22 protein-coding genes are annotated in these 19,625 nt (G+C 41.7%); 17 read left to right on the forward strand and 5 right to left on the reverse strand.

Going from position 1 to position 19,625, the window contains the following annotated elements; genetic code table 11:
* The first annotated feature begins 145 nt into the window (after positions 1-145).
* The gene (locus AC3WLU_RS08645; RefSeq protein ID WP_057275891.1) at positions 146-1,012 is read left to right on the forward strand and encodes a Cof-type HAD-IIB family hydrolase; all 867 of its coding nucleotides are present in this window, start codon (positions 146-148) and stop codon (positions 1,010-1,012) included.
* A 114-nt stretch (positions 1,013-1,126) separates the two neighbouring features.
* Positions 1,127-1,399: a transcriptional regulator SplA domain-containing protein gene (locus AC3WLU_RS08650; RefSeq protein WP_492597123.1), complete on the forward strand. Its 273-nt coding sequence runs from the start codon at positions 1,127-1,129 to the stop codon at positions 1,397-1,399.
* Between the two features lie 118 nt (positions 1,400-1,517).
* Here the strand turns inward: AC3WLU_RS08650 and AC3WLU_RS08655 are convergent, their stop codons facing one another.
* A complete protein-coding gene (locus AC3WLU_RS08655; protein ID WP_492597124.1) occupies positions 1,518-1,706 on the reverse strand; it encodes a hypothetical protein in 189 nt (62 codons plus the stop codon).
* A gap of 193 nt (positions 1,707-1,899) precedes the next feature.
* Complete coding sequence (locus AC3WLU_RS08660; RefSeq protein ID WP_034314737.1) at positions 1,900-2,352, reverse strand: DinB family protein; 453 nt, start codon at positions 2,350-2,352, stop codon at positions 1,900-1,902.
* 342 nt (positions 2,353-2,694) lie between these two features.
* Here AC3WLU_RS08660 and AC3WLU_RS08665 point away from each other — a divergent pair, with 342 nt between their 5' ends.
* The 9 genes from AC3WLU_RS08665 (at position 2,695) to AC3WLU_RS08705 (ending at position 8,881) form a co-directional block, all read left to right on the forward strand.
* Positions 2,695-2,997: an urease subunit gamma gene (locus AC3WLU_RS08665; RefSeq protein ID WP_048687392.1), complete on the forward strand. Its 303-nt coding sequence runs from the start codon at positions 2,695-2,697 to the stop codon at positions 2,995-2,997.
* 13 nt (positions 2,998-3,010) lie between these two features.
* Positions 3,011-3,325, forward strand: a complete 315-nt coding sequence (locus AC3WLU_RS08670; protein ID WP_063577125.1) for an urease subunit beta — start codon at positions 3,011-3,013, stop codon at positions 3,323-3,325.
* 4 nt (positions 3,326-3,329) lie between these two features.
* Entirely contained in the window at positions 3,330-5,039 is a 1,710-nt protein-coding gene (gene ureC, locus AC3WLU_RS08675; RefSeq protein WP_492597125.1) for an urease subunit alpha, read from the forward strand.
* A gap of 9 nt (positions 5,040-5,048) precedes the next feature.
* A complete protein-coding gene (gene ureE / locus AC3WLU_RS08680) occupies positions 5,049-5,495 on the forward strand; it encodes an urease accessory protein UreE (RefSeq protein WP_400450610.1) in 447 nt (148 codons plus the stop codon).
* Positions 5,488-6,174, forward strand: a complete 687-nt coding sequence (locus AC3WLU_RS08685) for an urease accessory protein UreF (protein WP_176526321.1) — start codon at positions 5,488-5,490, stop codon at positions 6,172-6,174. The genes ureE and AC3WLU_RS08685 overlap by 8 nt, the downstream gene beginning before the upstream one ends.
* Before the next feature lie 48 nt (positions 6,175-6,222).
* Positions 6,223-6,840 (forward strand): urease accessory protein UreG, encoded by a 618-nt coding sequence (ureG, locus tag AC3WLU_RS08690; RefSeq protein ID WP_191929087.1) that lies wholly within the window; start codon positions 6,223-6,225, stop codon positions 6,838-6,840.
* Positions 6,837-7,652 carry an urease accessory protein UreD gene (locus AC3WLU_RS08695; RefSeq protein WP_492597126.1) on the forward strand — a complete coding sequence of 272 codons (816 nt, stop codon included), beginning with the start codon at positions 6,837-6,839 and terminating at the stop codon, positions 7,650-7,652. The genes ureG and AC3WLU_RS08695 overlap by 4 nt, the downstream gene beginning before the upstream one ends.
* Positions 7,653-7,673: 21 nt before the next feature.
* Positions 7,674-8,318 carry a HoxN/HupN/NixA family nickel/cobalt transporter gene (locus AC3WLU_RS08700; RefSeq protein ID WP_492597127.1) on the forward strand — a complete coding sequence of 215 codons (645 nt, stop codon included), beginning with the start codon at positions 7,674-7,676 and terminating at the stop codon, positions 8,316-8,318.
* Positions 8,319-8,485: 167 nt separating this feature from the next.
* On the forward strand, positions 8,486-8,881 hold the full coding sequence (locus AC3WLU_RS08705; RefSeq protein WP_369315911.1) for a hypothetical protein: 396 nt from the start codon (positions 8,486-8,488) through the stop codon (positions 8,879-8,881).
* A 198-nt stretch (positions 8,882-9,079) separates the two neighbouring features.
* Here the strand turns inward: AC3WLU_RS08705 and AC3WLU_RS08710 are convergent, their stop codons facing one another.
* On the reverse strand, positions 9,080-9,958 hold the full coding sequence (locus AC3WLU_RS08710) for a dimethylarginine dimethylaminohydrolase family protein (protein ID WP_191929090.1): 879 nt from the start codon (positions 9,956-9,958) through the stop codon (positions 9,080-9,082).
* Between the two features lie 104 nt (positions 9,959-10,062).
* Entirely contained in the window at positions 10,063-10,248 is a 186-nt protein-coding gene (locus AC3WLU_RS08715; protein ID WP_492597128.1) for a hypothetical protein, read from the reverse strand.
* 249 nt (positions 10,249-10,497) lie between these two features.
* On the opposite strand from AC3WLU_RS08715, the gene AC3WLU_RS08720 reads away from it, so the two are divergent.
* On the forward strand, positions 10,498-12,114 hold the full coding sequence (locus AC3WLU_RS08720; protein WP_063577118.1) for a long-chain fatty acid--CoA ligase: 1,617 nt from the start codon (positions 10,498-10,500) through the stop codon (positions 12,112-12,114).
* 93 nt (positions 12,115-12,207) lie between these two features.
* Positions 12,208-13,005, forward strand: coding sequence for an enoyl-CoA hydratase (locus tag AC3WLU_RS08725; RefSeq protein ID WP_034314728.1), 798 nt, complete (start codon positions 12,208-12,210; stop codon positions 13,003-13,005).
* Positions 13,006-13,103: 98 nt separating this feature from the next.
* Here the strand turns inward: AC3WLU_RS08725 and AC3WLU_RS08730 are convergent, their stop codons facing one another.
* On the reverse strand, positions 13,104-13,292 hold the full coding sequence (locus tag AC3WLU_RS08730) for a YhzD family protein (protein ID WP_048677954.1): 189 nt from the start codon (positions 13,290-13,292) through the stop codon (positions 13,104-13,106).
* 309 nt (positions 13,293-13,601) lie between these two features.
* Here AC3WLU_RS08730 and cysK point away from each other — a divergent pair, with 309 nt between their 5' ends.
* The 4 genes from cysK (at position 13,602) to AC3WLU_RS08750 (ending at position 19,397) form a co-directional block, all read left to right on the forward strand.
* Entirely contained in the window at positions 13,602-14,525 is a 924-nt protein-coding gene (gene cysK, locus AC3WLU_RS08735; RefSeq protein WP_278088784.1) for a cysteine synthase A, read from the forward strand.
* A gap of 178 nt (positions 14,526-14,703) precedes the next feature.
* Positions 14,704-15,906, forward strand: a complete 1,203-nt coding sequence (locus tag AC3WLU_RS08740) for a metallophosphoesterase family protein (RefSeq protein ID WP_413004655.1) — start codon at positions 14,704-14,706, stop codon at positions 15,904-15,906.
* Positions 15,907-15,927: 21 nt separating this feature from the next.
* Positions 15,928-18,948 (forward strand): ATP-binding protein, encoded by a 3,021-nt coding sequence (locus AC3WLU_RS08745; RefSeq protein WP_413004650.1) that lies wholly within the window; start codon positions 15,928-15,930, stop codon positions 18,946-18,948.
* A gap of 35 nt (positions 18,949-18,983) precedes the next feature.
* On the forward strand, positions 18,984-19,397 hold the full coding sequence (locus tag AC3WLU_RS08750) for a hypothetical protein (RefSeq protein ID WP_034314717.1): 414 nt from the start codon (positions 18,984-18,986) through the stop codon (positions 19,395-19,397).
* Positions 19,398-19,625: the final 228 nt, after the last annotated feature.

Below are 19,625 nucleotides of genomic sequence, written 5' to 3' on the forward strand. Positions count from 1 at the left end.
AGTTGGAGACTCCCTACTTTAATGGTTGGGGGTTTTTTTGTTCCCTGAAAACACAAGTACAAGGGTCGGGAACCACTATTTGTTCTATTCTCGAAATTTTAGTCATAAATTTTGAAAGAGGATACAACAGATGGGAGAGATCAGCATGGTATATCGACTACTTGCGGTCAATATCGACGGGACATTGCTCCAGTCGAATGGCCGTTTAAATAAATCGACTAAAGAAGCAATAGATTATGTTCACCAAAAAGGTGTCCATGTTGCACTTGTGACGTCAAGAAACTATCACTCAGCAAAAAAAGTGGCCAAAGCCCTCAAAATAAATCCGATGATCGTTGCTCAGCAAGGAGCCTTTGTCGGAGCTTCCATGGAAAAGCCGATAATGGTAAAAAGAATATCAGAAGAACTGACTGCAGAGCTCGTGCAAATGCTTGAAAAGACCACGTGCCAAATATTGCTCATTCATGAAAAATACTCGCTGGGCAATCGGGTGAACCTCCCGGAGAATTTGCTTGGTAAATCGGTTATGTATTTGAATGACCAAAATATTTATGCTCAAAATTATGTGGATGATATCAGTGAAGAGCTTATTGATCAGCCGATGGCCCCGACGAAGATGGACATTATATTTCCGGAAAAAAATGCTCGAAATGATATGTTGAAATTGATAAAGGAAATGTTCCCTGAGGTAGATGCAGTCTTACACCCAGGACATAAACTGACAATCGTTCCGAAGGGTGTATCTAAATGGAGTGGTGTATTGTATTTAGCGGACCATTTAAAGGTGAAAAGAACGGAGATCGTCTCGATTGGCGATGGATTGGATGATATGGAGATGATTGCCGGTTCTGGTCTGGGAGTTGCCATGGGCAATGCGGATGAGGAAGTACGGAAAGTGGCAAAATGGGTGACGCGCTCCAATGATCAAGATGGTGTTGCCTATATGCTTAGAGAGTTTTTCCGGAAACAGCATCCGATCGAATTTTTACAAAAAATGAATATGCTTAAGTGAATGGCGGGGTTCCTTCTGTTGAAGGGGCCCCATTCAGATAACGCCGCTTGCGAGGTCTGTCATCTTTCATAAATAATTATAAGTTTCTTTCCATAAACTAAAGGAAAATCAGTAATGGAAAGGAAGAATTCAATGGGTGTAATCAATGCAAAAGAAGTGCAGGTCGGTGACGAGGTGTTTGTGATTTATAATAATCCCCATGTCCCTACAGTTTCGAATATCAGGGCAGCGGAAATTGTTCCGCACCCTAAAGATCCCAATGCAGTTGCCTTGTTCCTGAATGATACATTTCATGCGATCGAGGATGATGATGCTTTGTTCACTTCGGAAGCCTCAGCGGAAAAAGCATACAGTGATTATATGGATAACCAGGACCAGATGACTTGAGAGGCGTTTACTCAGCTTTACGGGTGAACAGACGAAAGCCCACGCTATAAAAAGCGGGGGCTTTTTTTAATTTTATTCACGAGTATTTGCACCAAATTCACGAGTAAAAGATCGAAATTCACGAGTAACGCTCGAATTCACGAGTATTTGCACCAAATTCACGAGTAAAAGCTAAAAACTCACGAGTATTTGCACTAAACTCACGAGTAAAAGATCGAAATTCACGAGTAACGCTCGAATTTACGAGTAAAAGCATAAAATTCACGAGTATTTGCACTAAACTCACGAGTAAAAGATCGAAACTCACGAGTAACGCTCCGAATTCACGAATTAAAGCTCCGAATTACCGAGTAACGCTAGAATTTTATGAGTAAAAGCTAAAAACTCACGAGCATATGCTCCAAACGTACGTGCAAAAGCACCAAAACTGTAATTTTTCGTCCTAAATAAAAGAACTGCCACTCCCACTTCAAGAAAAACAGGGTGACAGTTACTTACTCTTAGTTATTATTGGATTCTATGAATAATTTCATTGCGTGAATTTGGCCTATATGATTGGTTTCGTGCAAGACTACAAAATTAATGAATTCTCCCACTGTTTCCATTCCGTTGAAAGGCTGTGCTGTTTTTTCGGTCAATCGTTCTTCCGGAATTTCAAGAAGTCGATCAAGTTGTTCATGCAACTGTTGCTTTAATACTTCAACGGTAGGTACATCTCCGGTCCAGTCGGCAGGTTTTGAACCATATCCGAATAGCTGCCCGTAATTCTCTGGCAAATTGCTGCTGGAGTTCAATAAAAATTTCTCCGCTGCAGAAAGTACATGTCCAATGTGCCAATGGATTGTATTATTAAAACCTTCAGGCTGTACATCCATGAACTCTGGATTGATTCCCTCAATTTCTTTTAAAAGATTGCTGCGCATGGCTGTCAGTTGATTTTTAACATAATTCATTTTACATTCCCCTTTCAATCTTGTATTACTTACCGCTACTCATGAAAATTATAGCAAGTATATTTCAATATTATCAAATTTTAGATAAGTCTTTTCAAAAGGGGAAGGCTTATCAATTTACAATTTATTTCATTTTAAGGGTTGTAATTGTCAGATAGTTTAATATAATTAAAATAATGTTAGGTAATCTTACGTTAAAATGTAAAGTTAAGTACGGAAAGAGAAACAAGATGTCGGTGATTAAAGTAAGTATATGCATTTATAGTGAGGGAAGAGTGCACCCGATTTAATGGGGATACTTGGAATTGATTGGCGGGATAGTTTGGCAAAAGGAGAGAGGGTATGCGTTTAACAGCAAGGGAACAGGAAAAGTTAATGGTTGTAGTGGCGGCAGATTTGGCAAGAAGGAGAAAAGATCGCGGCTTGAAATTGAACTATCCGGAATCCATTGCCTTGATTACCTATGAAATAGTCGAAGGGGCCAGAGATGGGAAATCAGTATCGGAACTGATGCAATTTGGCAGGACTATTCTTTCAAGTGAAGATGTTATGGATGGAATTCCTGAGATTATTCATGATATTCAAGTTGAGGCAACGTTTCCGGACGGTACAAAGCTTGTGACTGTTCATAATCCGATTCAGTAAGGAGGAGGAGGCCATGATACCAGGTGAATATATCTTGAAAAAAGAACCGGTCGTATGTAACGAGGGAAAGATCTCAACGGTCATAACGGTCATCAACAGGGGAGACCGTCCGATACAGATTGGCTCACACTTTCACTTTTATGAAGTGAATCTTGGACTGGAGTTCATTCGTGAGAATGCTTTTGGGAAAAGACTTAACATTCCTGCTGGTACAGCTGTCCGTTTTGAGCCGGGCGATGCGAAGGAAATCGAACTGGTCCCATTCAGCGGCAAGAGGGAAGTTTATGGATTAAGTAATAAAACGAATGGTCCGCTTGATAAGGAGTGAAAATATGAGTCGTGAAATGTCACGTAAGCAATATGCCGACATGTTTGGTCCCACAACAGGGGATTTAATTAGATTGGCAGATACCGAGCTTTTCATAGAAGTGGAAAAGGATTTTACAAAGTATGGGGATGAAGTGAAATTTGGCGGTGGTAAAGTGATCCGTGATGGTATGGGGCAACACCCAACCGCTTCAAGAGATGAGGTGATGGATCTTGTTTTCACCAACGCGATCATCATCGATTATACAGGCATTTATAAAGCGGACGTTGGCGTGAAGGATGGAAATATTGCAGCAATAGGAAAAGCGGGAAATCCCCTATTGATGGATGGGGTGACAATGGTGATAGGAGCAGCTACTGAAATAATTGCAGCTGAAGGAAAGATCGTTACAGCTGGTGGTATTGATGCTCACATCCATTTCATTGCCCCGCAGCAAATAGAGACTGCACTGTCAAGCGGGATCACGACAATGATCGGTGGGGGAACCGGACCTGCAACGGGAACGAACGCCACGACGTGTACTCCGGGAGCTTGGAATATACATAAAATGCTCGAAGCAGCAGATCATTTCCCCATGAATCTCGGTTTTTTGGGTAAAGGCAATTCCTCTGCCAAAGAACCGCTTGCTGAGCAAATAGAGGCTGGTGCCATCGGGCTGAAGTTACATGAAGATTGGGGTACGACGGCTGCAGCCATCGATACTAGTTTAATGGTGGCTGACGAATACGATGTTCAAGTGGCGATTCATTCCGACACGCTTAATGAAGGTGGTTTCGTCGAGGATACGATCAGAGCGATAGACGGCCGTGTCATTCATACATATCATACCGAAGGAGCGGGCGGGGGGCATGCCCCTGATATCATCAAGGCGGCTAGTTATCCGAATATTCTCCCGTCCTCGACGAACCCTACCCGTCCATACACCATCAATACGTTGGAAGAGCATTTGGATATGCTGATGGTATGCCATCATTTGGATCCATCCGTTCCGGAAGATATCGCTTTTGCTGATTCCCGAATAAGAAAAGAGACCATTGCAGCTGAAGACATTCTTCATGACCTGGGCGTCTTTAGCATGATCAGCTCCGATTCCCAAGCGATGGGGCGTGTAGGAGAAGTTATTCTGCGAACATGGCAGACGGCCGATAAGATGAAAAAGCAGCGTGGCAAAATGCTGGAGGATACAGGGGCAGGGGACAATTTTCGCGTTAAGCGTTATATTGCCAAATATACGATAAATCCTGCAATTACACATGGGATTTCTGATGTCGTCGGATCTGTGGAAGAAGGGAAATTCGCTGACTTGGTGCTATGGGATCCTGCCTTTTTCGGGGTTAAACCGGACATGATTCTAAAAGGAGGCATGATCGCGCACAGTATGATGGGCGATCCGAATGCTTCGATTCCAACTCCTCAACCGGTGTTATACCGCCCGATGTTTGCGAGTTTTGGAAAGGCCGTTGAGAGTACGTCGATTACGTTCCTATCAAAAGCGTCATATGAAGCGGGAATTCATGATGACCTGGGTTTGAAAAAAATAGTGAAGACTGTCTCGAATATTCGCAATCTTACAAAAAAAGATTTGAAGTTAAACGGGGAGACCCCCGTCATAGAAGTTGATCCGCAAACATATGAAGTGACGGTGGATGGTGATTTAATTACGTGTGAGCCAGCGGAAATCCTGCCGATGGCGCAACGATACTTTTTATTCTGAGGTGATGAAATGATAGTTGAAAAAGTATTGGGAAATATAGAGTCTATTGAAAAAAAAGCGAAACATATGGAAAAGATTTATCTGGAAAGCGATGCATTAAGAAAACGGATACTAAGGGTTAAAACGGATCATGGAAATGAAATTGGGATACGCCTTAAAGAAAACAAGGATTTGATGGATGGCGACATCCTTTATATGGATGAGAATAATATGATCGTGATCCATACGATAGATGACGATATTTTGACGATCTTGCCTACAACTCTAGGGCAGATGGGCGATATTGCGCATCAATTGGGAAATCGCCACTTACCTGCCCAGTTTGATGGGGATGAAATGCTTGTTCAATATGATTACCTGGTGGAAGAGCTTTTAATGGAACTTGATATACCGTTTCGTCGTGAAAAGAGGAAGGTGAAGCAGGCATTCCGTCATATCGGACATTCACATGATTGAACGTTTGTTTCCGTTGATCCAGCTTTGTGATTCCAATTTTCCTTCTGGTTCGTTCTCCCATTCATTCGGGATGGAGACTTACATCCAAGAAGGGAAGGTACATGATGCAACTTCTTTAAAGGCGTTTTTGAAGGTATACATTTCTAAATCGTTAACCTATACAGATGGACTGGGGTGCCGGCTTGCATATGAATTCGTAAGTAGTCAAAGGGTTGAAAAAATATGGGATCTGGATGAGTTGCTTTATGCCGCATGTTCCGCCCGGGAATCCAGGGAAGCCTCGAAAAGAATTGGACAGCAGATGGCTAAACTATGCTCGAACTTATATCCATCCGAAGAGTTATTGGCATACTTGAAGAAAATCCAAGGAAAACAATGCTATGGACATCCGGCCATTGTATTTGCGCTTGTGTGTACCAAACTGAACCTTACCGTAGAAATGGCCATTCATGCCTGTTTGTATGCAGCTGTGTCCTCGCTTATCCAAAATGCAGTAAGAGGAATCCCTTTGGGTCAGACAGCTGGACAATCCTTGTTATTATGGTCACATGAGGTCATCCAGACAGCCGTAGCATTCATTAAAGGACTTCCGGAGGATGAACTCGGACGGACACTGCCGGGATTGGAAATCGCCCAAATGAGGCATGAGAATTTACATGTAAGACTATTTATGAGTTAACCAGAAAAGAGGTGAAAGGTTTGCCTTAAAGAGGTAAATCGATAATAGATGAAACAAGTAGTCAAAATAGGAGTAGGCGGCCCAGTTGGTGCCGGAAAAACAATGCTTGTCGAGAAGTTGACACGGGTAATGGAAAATGACTTCAGCATGGCAGTTGTAACGAATGATATATATACCAAAGAAGATGCGCTGTTTTTAATGAAAAATGGCGTACTTCCTGAAAATCGGATCATTGGTGTGGAAACTGGCGGCTGTCCACATACAGCGATACGTGAGGACGCCTCGATGAATTTTGCAGCCATTGATGAGTTGATGGAACTCCATCCGGAACTGGATTTGATTTTTGTGGAGAGCGGCGGTGATAATTTAGCGGCGACCTTCAGCCCTGAACTCGTTGACTTTTCAATCTATATCATTGATGTCGCGCAAGGGGAGAAAATCCCCCGGAAAGGTGGCCAGGGAATGATTAAATCGGATTTATTCATCATTAATAAAACGGACTTGGCCCCGTATGTAGGAGCAAGCCTGGAAGTGATGGAGAGGGATACATTAACGACCCGAGGGGATAAACCTTTCTTTTTTACTAACTTAAAAGAAGAAAAGGGTTTGACTGATGTCGTGAACTGGATAAAGTCAGAGGCGTTTCTAGTGGGTCTTGAGCAGTGAGTTGGACAGGCAGCATTCGCTTAAAGGCGGAACTGAAAAATGCTCGAACGATAGTGAGTGATACTTATTATGACGGGGCATTCAAATTGTCCCGTCCTGTGTTTTTTGATGAACTTTCACCTACCTATTTTCTCATTCATGTTGGAGGAGGCTATGTAGGTGGTGACAAGTACCATCAGCTTTTTTGTTTGGAGGAAGGGGCAACAATAACATTGACGACGCAGTCTGCGACAAAGATATACAAGACGATGGATGAGCCGGCAGTGCAGAAAACCGAGTTAGTACTGAAAAAGGAAAGTTTCCTTACCTATGTGCAGGACCCCGTAATTGCCTATGAATCTGCTCGATATATCCAAGATACGACGATACATATGGAAAGCGGAGCGGGATTGTTCATTACTGATATATTTACACCAGGATGGTCAGAGAGTAAGGGGGCATTCACATATGATTGGATCCGCTCCAAAACGAACGTGTTTCAAGATGGTAAAAGGCTATTGATGGACCACTTGTTTCTGAATCCTTCAGACGAGATGGACTCTGTACTATTATTGGAAGGATATAGTCATTTTGGCTCGCTATTATTGATAAGTCAAGAGGTGGATGGGGAATTCATTACTGAACTCGATGAAATGCTTTCCCCGTTAGGAAGCAATGTTAGAATAGGTTTTTCCCGGCTGCCAATACGTGGTCTGATGCTGCGGGTATTGGCAAATCAAACTCAACATATAGAAAAGGTATTTTCAGTTTGTGAGGATCTCTTCCGAAGGAGGATCCTTCTGGCGGATCCGATTTTTTATCGTAAATATTAGTAAAGGGAAAGGCGGTGTTTTATGGAAATGAGTTTATTGCTTGTTTTAGCGATTGGATTTGTATTAGGCGTCAAGCATGCTCTGGAACCCGATCATATCATTGCCGTTTCTACGATTGCGAGCCAAAGCAAGAAAATATGGAAATCTTCACTTGCAGGCGTATTTTGGGGAATCGGTCATACACTTACTCTTTTAGTGTTCGGTGTCATCCTAATCCTTTTGAAAAACGAAATTCCGGAAGCTTGGGCAATGTCATTGGAATTTCTTGTGGGAATCATGCTGGTATATTTAGGTATCACGACGATTTTTTCTTGGAAGCAAACGAAGCGGCATGACCATACAGGCCGGGCTACATATCTGAAATCGATGTTAGTGGGAATTGTCCACGGACTTGCAGGCAGTGCTGCAATGGTCCTTCTTACTTTAAGTACGATAGATGCAGCGTGGCAGGGGGCAATCTACATTATCATATTTGGTGTAGGTACTTGTATGGGCATGCTTCTGTTCACTACGATTTTAAGCATCCCCTTTGTCACAAGCTCTTCCTCCAAAAAAGTCAATCACTCACTCATCCGATTGACAGGTGTGATAAGCACGCTTTTCGGAATCTATTATATGTACAATCTCGGCATCAACGAGGAACTATTTTCTGTATGGTTTGGTTGAATGCAAGACATATGCCCAAGGGATAAAGGTTAAAAAACCCTCAAGTTATAAACTTGAGGGTTTTTTACTACTAAATCGACAAACAATCCTATTACTCTTTTGCGAGGACTAGTATAATGATAGCTATTGGATAATTAATCCATTTGGGTATGAGGAGATGACATGTAATGAAAAGGAAAGCGCCCCTGGTAGGACTTTGCTTAATAGCAATAACGTTGGCTTCAGGTTGCACAACAAAGCAAGAACATATTTCCGTTCAAAAATATGAAGGTAAACACTACAAATTCGAAGCATATAAAGAAAAGATAGAATTGGGGAAAACAGAAAAAACCAAAGAAATAATAAAGAATGCCGATTGGGAAGAATTCGCGCTGGAGAAGGATCATCCTAAGGCGGACTTCATCTTTTATTTTAATGATCAGAAAAACGAAGGTGAAATTTCCGTATATTATGCCTGGGTTAATACGGATGAAAATATTGTAGAATTGACGAAGGACGAACATAGCCAGTATGTACAGTTAAATAGAAAGGATTCTGAAATTATATTAAGACTGCTTAATTGATGTATAGAGGAGATCCTTGCTTTCAAAAACTTCCGGACAAGCATTTTTTGAACTCTCATGTGCCCGACTATCATAAGAGTTAATAATGCAGCCAGCCTTTTTAAGGGGTGGTCGCAAATTCCATTGAAAATTAATGTTTGACAACAATAAGGTGAAAGAAACCGGACTTCCATAAAAGTCCGGTTTCTTCCATTCTGCTCAGGCTGAATCAGTCTTCTTTTTTGTTGTCCTCAATAGTGGCATGGTGCAACAACGGAAAGAGCCACCGGACTTGATGATTTCGCTTATATCGACTTCAATGACTTCATATCCGCGTTCACGAAGCTGACTATTTACCTGTTTATTACAGGGTAGACTGAATAATTTTTTATTCCCAATCGAAAGCACGTTGGTACCTAAAGTGAATTGTTCTTCTTTCGTCACTTCAATCATGTCATAACGTGAAGCTAATAAATCCATCTCTTTTTTTGTAAAGGATTCTGGAAAAATAAGCGCCTCTGTCGGTGATATGATATTGAAAACACAGTCTAAATGAAGGAATGTTTCAATGAAAGGAACCGCTATGACCTCGTATTCCGGTAATAAGGATTGAAGATGCTTGACGGATGTTTCATCCGTTCTTTCACTGATTCCAATATAAATGGTTTTTCCGTCAATAAGGACATCCCCGCCCTCAATATGATTTTTGAGGAGGTTGAAATATGAAATACCATTCGTTTCGAGCCAGGATTTCAATATTTGTTCTTCACCCTGCCTGATACCTGTTGCCAACTCAGCTACGTAAACGGTTTCGCCAAGAGTGAAACCGATATCTCTCGTAAAGACTTGTTCCGGATATGTAATTTGAGGCGGAAGTTTTATGACTTCAATCCCTTCATGTTCTAGAGCCTTTGTAAATTGTGCGTGCTGCTCCAAGGCGAGTGCTTGATCGATATTTTCTTCTTGAAACTCTTTTTGTGTTTCGTTAATGATCTCCCTGATCTCCATATAATGAGGTTCACAAACAATTACCCGTGATAGCTTTGAATATTCACTCGCACAATAAGCTTCTAGTTCTTCGTTTATTTTATTTACCATAAATGAGCTCCCTCTAAATATAATTGTATCTTTACTATTTCCTCTTTTTTCTAGAAAGAAACATAAAAAATTGTCATGGAACTGCACCACTAGATTTAGATGGTTTAAAAAAACTTTTCAGATTCCGCTCTTAATAAGTGTTTCTGCTTGATTTCAGAAATCCGCTCCCTTTCCGCCGACTGTCTGCCAAGCCTCCTTGACGCAAGCGTCTTTGGGGTCTCGGCCAGCCAGTAATTCGGCAGGAGTGTCGCAAATTTCTTCCATCCATTAAAGATTACAGAAAAAAACATGAAGAATAACCTAATCTGAAATTTTTTCGGAATGAGTCCATCCTACATTTTTTTCTTAAATTACATTCCAGTTGATTTCAAAAATTTGCTTCCTTTCTGAATCTGCTTTTTGCCGTCAAACTGATATGAAAATATCATCAAAATAAAGACAGATTCAAAATAATATAAAAGGTACCTAGGGAAAAAGGATTATTTTTTTTCTGGTCGAATATATAATGAGCATGCTTTTAATATAAGGGGGAGATTGTAATGATGGATACTCCATTGATCATGACTCAAATCATTGAGAGAGCTGAAAAATATTTTCCGAAGAAAGAGGTAGTTTCGCGTACGGATGGTGGCATTCACACATTTACATATGCTGAGATTGCAGAGCGTACAAGAAGGCTGACCAGTAATCTTGAAAAATTCGGTATTCAAACAGGTGACCGTATTGGAACGCTTGCCTGGAATCATCATCGGCATTTAGAAGCTTATTTTGCGATTCCTTGTCATGGTGCTGTCTTACATACAATCAATATGCGTTTGTCCCCTCAACATGTTTCTTATATCGTCAATAGTGCGGAGGATCGATTATTATTGATAGATCCGGATGTCATCCCCCTTTTGGAAGCAATTAAAGATGAGTTAACGACAGTGGAAGGGTATATCATTATGACGGATAAAGATGAGCTGCCTGAAACGACCCTTTCACCTATTTATCATTATGAAAAATTATTAGCCGAAGGAAATCCGAAACAGCCATTCATCCAAACCTTGGATGAAAATGCACCTGCCGGCATATGTTATACGTCCGCCACGACCGGGAACCCTAAAGGTGTGGTTTATTCGCATCGCGGAATTTTACTGCATGCGATTGCACTGGGGCTTGCCGATTCTACAGCAATAAGTGAGCGTGATGTGGCCCTTCCTGTCGTGCCGATGTTTCACGTGAATGCCTGGGGCATGCCTTTTGCCAGTGTTTGGTTTGGAACGAAGATGGTTTTGCCAGGACCCTATTTCACCCCAAAGATTTTGGCGGAGCTTATAGAGACGGAGAAGGTTACTATCGCAGCAGGGGTTCCGACGATATGGCTGGGCTTATTGAAGGAGCTGGAAGAAGGCAGCCATGATACGAGCAGTATTCGTGCTGTTTTATGCGGAGGGTCGGCTGCTCCGAAAAGCATGATTAAAACCTTTGAACAAAAGTATGGGATACCATTCCTGCATGCATATGGAATGACTGAAACAAGCCCGCTCGTATTTATATCGAAACCCAAAAGCTATCAGGAAGACCTCCCTGAAGAAGAACTTTATGAGTTGAAGGCCAAGCAGGGCCTTGTTTCGCCAATGATAGAAATTAAAGTGATCGGTAAGGATGGCGAAGTGAAGCCTGATGGAAAAGAAATGGGAGAATTGCTGATCAGGGGTCCTTGGATTGCCAATGAGTATTTTAAGGATGAGCGGTCAGGGGATACGTTTAAAGATGGCTGGCTTTATACAGGAGATGTAGTCACGCTTGATGGAGAAGGATTCGTGAAAATCGTTGACCGGACTAAAGATTTGATTAAAAGCGGCGGTGAATGGATATCTTCCGTTGATATAGAGAATGCCTTAATGGCCCATGAAGGAATCTTTGAGGCGGCGGTAATTGCAGTGCCTCACGAAAAGTGGCAGGAACGGCCGATCGCCTGTGTTGTCTTGAAAGAGGCATGCAAGGGACAAGTGTCCCAGGAAGACATCATCGAATTTTTAAAACCGCAGTTTGCAAAATGGTGGCTGCCGGATGAAGTGGTCTTTTTGGATGAAATCCCAAAAACCGGCGTTGGGAAGTTTTTGAAAAGGGCATTGCGTGATCAGCTTCAGGATAAATATATCAATAAATAATGGCATATTTGTTTAATTATTACTTTTCACCCTATTCTGAAAATGGTTGATGAATATATAATAGATTCATAGAACGAAAGAGGAGGAAATAAATTGAGTATTGAATCGACATCACCTGCAGGCACGGTCTTAGTCACATATTCGGACAGGACGGCCACTGTTGCAATGAACCGTCCAGAGGCAATGAATTCTCTAAATCCGAAAATGCTGCATGATTTCATTAATGCCCTGAAGGAAGTGAGCGAGAATGATGAAGTGGACGTCGTCATTTTAAAAGGGAATGGGAAAGCGTTTTCCGCTGGTGGTGACATTAAGATGATGCTCTCGCCTGGAAAAGAAAACGCTTTCGATGAGCTGATGGATGGAATCAGTGAATTGGTAACCACCCTATACTTCATGCCTAAATTGACCATCAGTGCCATTCATGGTGCAGCTGCAGGGCTAGGGTTGAGTATAGCTCTTGCAACGGATCATCTTATTGCCGATTCGGAAAGTAAGGTTGCGATGAATTTCATCGGGATTGGATTAATCCCTGATGGCGGCGGACACTTCTTCCTTGAACGCCGTCTTGGTGAAGTGGGTGCGAAAGAATTGATCTGGGAAGGTAAAGTGCTTACAGCGCTTGAAGCCAAAGAAAAGGGCCTCATTCATGAAGTGGCAGACGGAACCTTGGAACATGCGGTAGAGAAAAAAGTGCAATCTTGGCTGCAAAGTCCGGTGCAGGCCATGATTAAAACGAAAAAGATCCTTAGTGAAAAAAATCGCCCGCTATTAATTAAGATGCTTGAGATTGAAAAAGCTGCTCAGATGAAAATGCGCCAAACAGCGGATCACCAAGAGGGAATAAAAGCGTTCGTGGAAAAAAGGAAACCGAACTTCATTGGAAAATGAATAAGAAAGGCCGTCACTTTCCAGTGACGGCCTTTTTTTATATAAGGAAAGTATGGAAAAGTTGATCATATTTTTAGTGATTGCGCTTCCATTTTCAATCAGCGATGAAAAAGCAATAAAGCGCCTGAAGGCGATGTACAGCGATGTGTTTGATCTTGATAGTTTTTTTCCTTCAATAGATTTTGTCCCAATTCTTTTGCTTGTTCATCATTCTCGGCTGTAAATGATTCATCCAATAGTTTTTCCCCTGACGGTTCAAAAACTGTTAATTTGTATATTCTGCTCATTTTCAAAAACTCCCTTATCAAAAATGTTATCAACTGTTATTAAAATTTTATCATTTTCTGTCAATTTTGACTATTGTTATGTGAGTGACTCTATTAAGACAAGGAATATTGATACATAGCTGAATATCTTGAAAAAGTAACTATATCGAACTAACTTCTCGTTTTTTTCCTTTAAGCTTGGAAAGAATGAAAACAAAACCTATTTATACTAGAGGAATTCTCTCTTTAAAATGAAAAATCATAAATGATATAATAAACTTGAGTGAAAGTGCATGTTGGAAGTGTATGGATCGAAGGGGGTTTTTGTGGATGACGGTAAAAATCGTTAATAATATCACTGAATTGATAGGAGATACACCTGTTGTTAGGATTAATCATTTAACAGCGGAGGATGACGCTGAGGTATTCGTGAAACTTGAGTATTTCAATCCGAGCCGCAGTGTAAAAGATCGGGCTGCCTTCAATTTAATTAGGCAGGCAGAATTGGATGGTATCATTCAAGCCGGGGCTACGATCATAGAACCAACATCAGGGAATACAGGTATTGGGCTTGCCATGAATGCCGCGGCTAAGGGATATCGGGCGATTATGGTCATGCCGGATAATATGTCGAAAGAAAGAATCAATATATTAAAGGCATACGGAGCGGAAGTTGTCCTCACCCCTGCATCAGAGCGGATGCCGGGAGCCATTCGTAAAGCCGAGGAGCTCGCAGCAGAGATTCCTAATAGCTTTATTCCGCAGCAATTCGAAAACCAAGCCAATCCTGATATTCACAGAGTGACGACAGCAGTCGAGATTCTGGATCAGATGGATGGAGACCTGGATGTTTTTGTCGCTACTGCCGGAACGGGAGGAACGATAACCGGTACAGGTGAAGCCTTGAAAGAACATCTGCCGGATTTAAGGGTTGTCGTTGTCGAGCCTAAGGGTTCCCCAGTTCTTTCCGGAGGAAAGCCTGGTCCCCACAAGTTAGTGGGTACGAGCCCTGGTTTTATCCCTACCATCTTAAATACAGAGGTATTTGATGAAATCGTTCAAGCGGCAGATGAAGATGCGATTTCCACCATGAAGGATATGGCTTCGAAGGAAGGGATATTGATTGGGCCTTCAGGAGGTGCCTCTGTCTGGACTGCCCTGCAGGAAGCCCGTCGTCTTGGAAGCGGAAAACGAGTATTATGCATTGCACCGGATAATGGTGAACGCTATTTAAGTATGGATATCTTTAATTGATGAAAAAGACCGAATGCCGTGAATGAAACAATGTTCGCCATTCGGTCTTTTTCCTGTTGAATTTGCCCATACTGCATGATGACGTATTAAAATAATAATGTATGGGAAAGTATGTTCTGCCCATGTTAAAATTGAATATGAAATATTGAAAGAAATCGAGGTGACACTTTTGAGCGGTGTGAAGTTCATTCATGCGGCAGATCTCCATCTGGATAGTCCCTTTTCAGGGTTGAAGGATATGCCGTCATCTATATTAAAGGAATTAAGGGAAAGCCCGTTTAAAGCTTTTCAAACTATCATTAATGAGGCAATTACCCGTCAGGTTGACTTTATCGTGTTATCGGGGGATCTATTTGATGGGGAAAATCGGAGTCTCCGAACACAGGTCCGCTTTCGGACCGAGATGGAAAAACTCCAGCAACATCAAATCCCTGCCTATATCATTCATGGTAACCATGATAACCTTAGCGGCTCATGGATTACTGTGGGGCTGCCGGATAATGTCCACGTATTTTCAGGGCAAACCGAAATGAAACGATTTGAAAAAATCGATGGGACGACTGTCCACCTTTATGGATTCAGTTATCCGCGCCGTCAAGTAAGGGAGAGAATGATCGAAACCTACATAAAAGCTGAAGGGGCCGATTATCATATAGGTCTGCTTCATGGGAATTTGGAAGGCAATTCCGAACATAGCCCGTACGCCCCTTTTTCATTGAAGGAACTTGCTGCCAAAGATTTCGATTACTGGGCATTAGGCCATATTCATAAACATCAGGTTGTTTCGGAAGATCCGCTTGTGATATATCCAGGAAATATTCAAGGCAGGAACAGAAAGGAGTCAGGCGTCAAAGGGTGCATGCTTATAGAATTCGATGGGGACATGAAGCGCCATTCTTTTATTGAAACCTCTGAGGTGATATGGGAAAGCGAAACAATTGAATTATCTGCAGAAGGTGGATTTGATGCCCTGTTCAAGCAATGCAAGGAAGTAATTGAACAGAAGGGTTTCGATGGGAGAAGCTTTCTTTTGGAGTTGAAGCTGGATGCAGGTGATGCAGCAGGAGCTTCCGGGGAATATCTTGAAGAATTGACCCGGATTTTGCAGGAAGGGGACCAAGGGGAATCTTTTGTCTGGGTGTATAAAATCAAACTCATCCAGTCCATTCCTATGAATAGGTCAAATGAAAGTATATCGCCATTTCTGGCTGAGGTATCCAGGCTTGCTTCTGAATTTGATGATACGGAGGCTGCTCTTGCCCCGCTATACATTCATCACGGAGCAAGAAGGTTTCTTGATTCAATAGAGCCGGATGAGCAGAGGGAACTGTTGGATGAAGCGGAAAGATGGCTTTTGCACGTTTTTGAAGCGAATAAATGAGTGTAGGGAGGAGCAACGGAATTGATTATTAAAGACCTCCATGTTTATGGTTACGGCAAACTGGAAAATCAGCGTTTTCCTGAATTGGGACAGCTGCAGATTTTCTTTGGGGAAAATGAATCGGGCAAGTCAACCCTCATGTCTTTCATTCATAGTATGCTGTTTGGTTTTCCGACAAAGGTTCAAATCGAACCGCGTTACGAGCCCAAAATGCATGCCAAATATGGGGGAAGGCTCAGCCTCATAACAAAAAAAGACGGGGAAATCGTTATTGAACGTGTGAAGGGAAAAGCTACTGGTGATGTGAAATTGACCTTCGAGGATGGAAGGGTCGGCGGCGAGGAAGAATTGAATGAGATTCTTCATGGCGTTGATAAAAACTATTACCAAGCCATTTTTTCTTTCGACCTTCAAGGTCTGCAGGGATTACATACACTAAGTGAAGGTACGATGAGTAAATATCTGCTTTCAGCCGGGCTGATCGGGAATGATAAACTTCTTGAAGCCGAAACGAAATTGCAAAAAGAGCTCGATTCAAGGTTCAAGCCATCAGGCCAAAAACCTTTACTGAATGTGAAAATGAAAGAACTTAAGGAATTGCAGAAAAAGGTGAAAGCATCTGAAGAAGAACAGCAGTCATATACGGCATTACTTCAGGAAGAAGCAAAACTTAAGGCGGAGCTCTCTAAAGTCACGGTGGATATTCAAGAGATTGAAGAAAATCTTGTTAACGTAAGTGCTTTTTTGCGAATTAAACCCTTGGTTGAAGAACAGGGGGAACTAGAGGCTGAAATAAGTAAAATTCCGGATGTGAATTTTCCTGTTGATGGCTTAAAAAGACTTGAACAGCTACAGGCAGTTGGAATCCCCATGAAAGCCCAACTTGCTGCATTGACTGAGAAAATGAACAAACTAGAGGGGAAACTCACGGAAATCAAAATCAATCCATTCATCAAGGAGCATAAAGAGCAAATTGAACATGCAATCGATCAAGGAACATTGTTGGAGAAGCTCGAGCTGGATATTAGAAAAGCGGAACACGAAACGCTGTTGGAAGAAAAGAATATCGAAAAGGTGAAGCAGGAATTATTTTTGGATGTTTCTGATGAGGAAATAAGAAAACTGGATATCAGTACATTCATGAAGGAAAAGGTGAAAAGGGCCGAAAGGGAAAAGCATCAGCTCCAAAATGATAAAAAACAGCTCGATGAGAAATATGAACTGCAAAAGGGAAGTCTGGAAACGACAGAAGCCCGTTTGAAGGAGATTAAGGCCCAGTTACTGCCAGATGAAAAAAGAATCGAGCTGGAGTCCTTATACAACAAGCAGAATAACATCGAATTTGAAGCAGCACAATCCCTTATTCTTGATGAACAAATACTTGAACTTGAAAAGCAATTGGGATTACAGAGGAAGAAGGAAGCGGATAATCACAAACGTTCACATATCATGAATGGCAGTTTAATAGTGCTACTATGTTTAGGTGCAATAGGAAGTTATTTCAGTGAACAGATTTTGTTGGGGGTGATACTTCTAGCCGTAGCTGTTCTGTTTGCGGTTTCCAGATATCTCTTTAAAGGTGATGATATATCGTCCGGGTATATCAGGCAATTGGATGAGATGAAAAGGAAAAGGGCTGCAATTGGGAGTGAAACCAATAAAGGGAGTGAAGGAGAGTCGATGGGGAGGCTGCTTGAACTGGACCAACGTCTCCAAAGGCGCTTTGAAAGTGAAAGTTTCAAATATGAAGAAAGGGAAGAAGCGTTTGAATCGACGATTCAGGAGTATGCCGATTGGGAAGCTAGCAGGGACCGGTTGGATAAAGAATTGAGGAAGATCTTAAGCGGTTGGGGTCTGTCTTATCCTGGAATGGAAATTAATCTTGAATCTGTATTTGAACTTCTTGAGAAATGGAAGGAAGCCGTTGATAGGAAATATGAAACAATCAAGAGGCATGATTTTCTCCAGGCAGAATTTGAGGGTAAATCAAAGGCTTTATTTCATTTTGCAAATAGCCTTGATTTTGAAACATCCACATGGAGGGAAGCGATTGGCCAATTGAAACGGGAGTTGAATAAAGCGGTTGAATTCTCCGTTCAGTTAACGCAATGGATGCAGGAAAGAAGTCGTTTGACGAACGAAATCGAGCAGCTGACGATGGAAAATGGCTATCTTGATGCAGAAATGGAAATGCTTTTTAAGTTAGCGAAGGTCAAGGACGAGGAAGAATTCAGGCATGTCGCTGCATTGTCCGAAAAGAAATTCACCTTACAAAAGCAGCTTGATTTGATTACCATTCAAATTGGGCAATCCAGAATGCTGCCTGATCAAATCCAATCTTATTTAAAACAGGGGATCACTACTTATACATTTGAGAATTTAGAACAGAAACGGAAGGATTCCGTAAAGGTGAAATCCCTTTTGTTAGAGAAGCGGTCGGATGCGAAGCATAAGATAAAACAGCTTGAGGTTTCAGGGATTTATGATGATTTACTTCATCGTTTTCATGAAGAAAAAGCTGCTTTTAACGAAGAGGCGAAGGAATGGGCGAAATTGGCAATAGCCAAAAGCTTATTGAATAAAACATTGGACCGATATAAAAGGGAGCGCCTGCCGAAGGTGATCGCTGATGCCGAGCGGCATTTTTCCTTTTTAACGAATGGAAACTATCGGAAAATCATTCTTGATCAGTCGGGAGAAGGGATTTTGGTACAGCGCAGTGATGGTTTGAGTTTCAGGGTTGAAGAGGTCAGCCGCGGGACAGCTGAGCAAATTTATGTTTCCTTAAGGCTCGCACTTGCTGATCATACTTTTGAAAATGATTCATTCCCTCTCATCATTGATGATAGTTTCGTCAATTTTGATGCGGAAAGGACAAAAAGGATGCTTGAGTTATTGAAAAAAGTTTCGGAAAAGCGGCAAATCTTATTTTTTACATGCCACCGATATATAATGGAGCACTTTAGTGAAAATCAAGTGATTCGTCTATCCAGCCCCGTATTGCGCCAAAATATGAATGATTTGATCATCCCCGAAATATAATGGGTCTTAAACTATAGATAAAGAGAGTGAAGTCATTGAATAGGAATGAGTTTGTAAGCCGCCATGATTCTTCTTTGGAGTTAATCATCGAAAAGGAGTTTCCTGGTAAACGATGTGTTGGGGGAAAATATTCTGCCATAGGTCATCGCATCACTTTATATGAGAGAGATATTGAAATTCAGTGTGAACGCTCCCTAGGCTCGCTTGCAAGGCTTGAGGAGTATACATGGGTGATTCTCACACATGAGATGGGGCACGCATTAGACCCCGATCTTGCTGTGCTTAGTGAGGAGCTGCACCGTACAGGAAAATCAGAAATCCTTTATCAAATAGAGGTCAATGCATGGAATATTGCAGAAGGAATCATTCCTTTTATCGATCACGATTTATTTACCTTCATTAGGGATGAATCCCTGGAACATTGTACAAATCGCCTGCTTGTCGGTTAAAAGGCTCTCCATATGGAGGGCTCAGTTTGTAGACAAAAGGGGTTCGGAATTAAAAAATTCCGAACCCCTTTTGAAATTCCCTTTGAATTTTCGCCTAAAGTAAGAGATTGCGGCTCTACGAGCCCACATGTTAGGCCATTTTTGGACCTCTCCATGTCCAATTGGCCATCTTCTTTAAATTAATGGCAGCGAAAGTAAGCATCGCCTGCATTGACAATTTTTTAAGTC

The organism is Peribacillus sp. FW305-BF15 (genome assembly GCF_058783805.1).

Excerpts from the sequence above, each read along its gene's own strand:
- AC3WLU_RS08645 (WP_057275891.1), top strand. The coding sequence starts at position 146 with ATGGTATATCGACTACTTGCGGTCAATATCGACGGGACATTGCTCCAG.
- AC3WLU_RS08650 (WP_492597123.1), top strand. The coding sequence starts at position 1,127 with ATGGAAAGGAAGAATTCAATGGGTGTAATCAATGCAAAAGAAGTGCAG.
- AC3WLU_RS08660 (WP_034314737.1), bottom strand. The coding sequence starts at position 2,352 with ATGAATTATGTTAAAAATCAACTGACAGCCATGCGCAGCAATCTTTTA.
- AC3WLU_RS08665 (WP_048687392.1), top strand. The coding sequence starts at position 2,695 with ATGCGTTTAACAGCAAGGGAACAGGAAAAGTTAATGGTTGTAGTGGCG.
- AC3WLU_RS08670 (WP_063577125.1), top strand. The coding sequence starts at position 3,011 with ATGATACCAGGTGAATATATCTTGAAAAAAGAACCGGTCGTATGTAAC.
- ureC (WP_492597125.1), top strand. The coding sequence starts at position 3,330 with ATGAGTCGTGAAATGTCACGTAAGCAATATGCCGACATGTTTGGTCCC.
- ureE (WP_400450610.1), top strand. The coding sequence starts at position 5,049 with ATGATAGTTGAAAAAGTATTGGGAAATATAGAGTCTATTGAAAAAAAA.
- AC3WLU_RS08685 (WP_176526321.1), top strand. The coding sequence starts at position 5,488 with ATGATTGAACGTTTGTTTCCGTTGATCCAGCTTTGTGATTCCAATTTT.
- ureG (WP_191929087.1), top strand. The coding sequence starts at position 6,223 with ATGAAACAAGTAGTCAAAATAGGAGTAGGCGGCCCAGTTGGTGCCGGA.
- AC3WLU_RS08700 (WP_492597127.1), top strand. The coding sequence starts at position 7,674 with ATGGAAATGAGTTTATTGCTTGTTTTAGCGATTGGATTTGTATTAGGC.
- AC3WLU_RS08705 (WP_369315911.1), top strand. The coding sequence starts at position 8,486 with ATGAAAAGGAAAGCGCCCCTGGTAGGACTTTGCTTAATAGCAATAACG.
- AC3WLU_RS08710 (WP_191929090.1), bottom strand. The coding sequence starts at position 9,958 with ATGGTAAATAAAATAAACGAAGAACTAGAAGCTTATTGTGCGAGTGAA.
- AC3WLU_RS08715 (WP_492597128.1), bottom strand. The coding sequence starts at position 10,248 with ATGTTTTTTTCTGTAATCTTTAATGGATGGAAGAAATTTGCGACACTC.
- AC3WLU_RS08720 (WP_063577118.1), top strand. The coding sequence starts at position 10,498 with ATGATGGATACTCCATTGATCATGACTCAAATCATTGAGAGAGCTGAA.
- AC3WLU_RS08730 (WP_048677954.1), bottom strand. The coding sequence starts at position 13,292 with ATGAGCAGAATATACAAATTAACAGTTTTTGAACCGTCAGGGGAAAAA.
- cysK (WP_278088784.1), top strand. The coding sequence starts at position 13,602 with ATGACGGTAAAAATCGTTAATAATATCACTGAATTGATAGGAGATACA.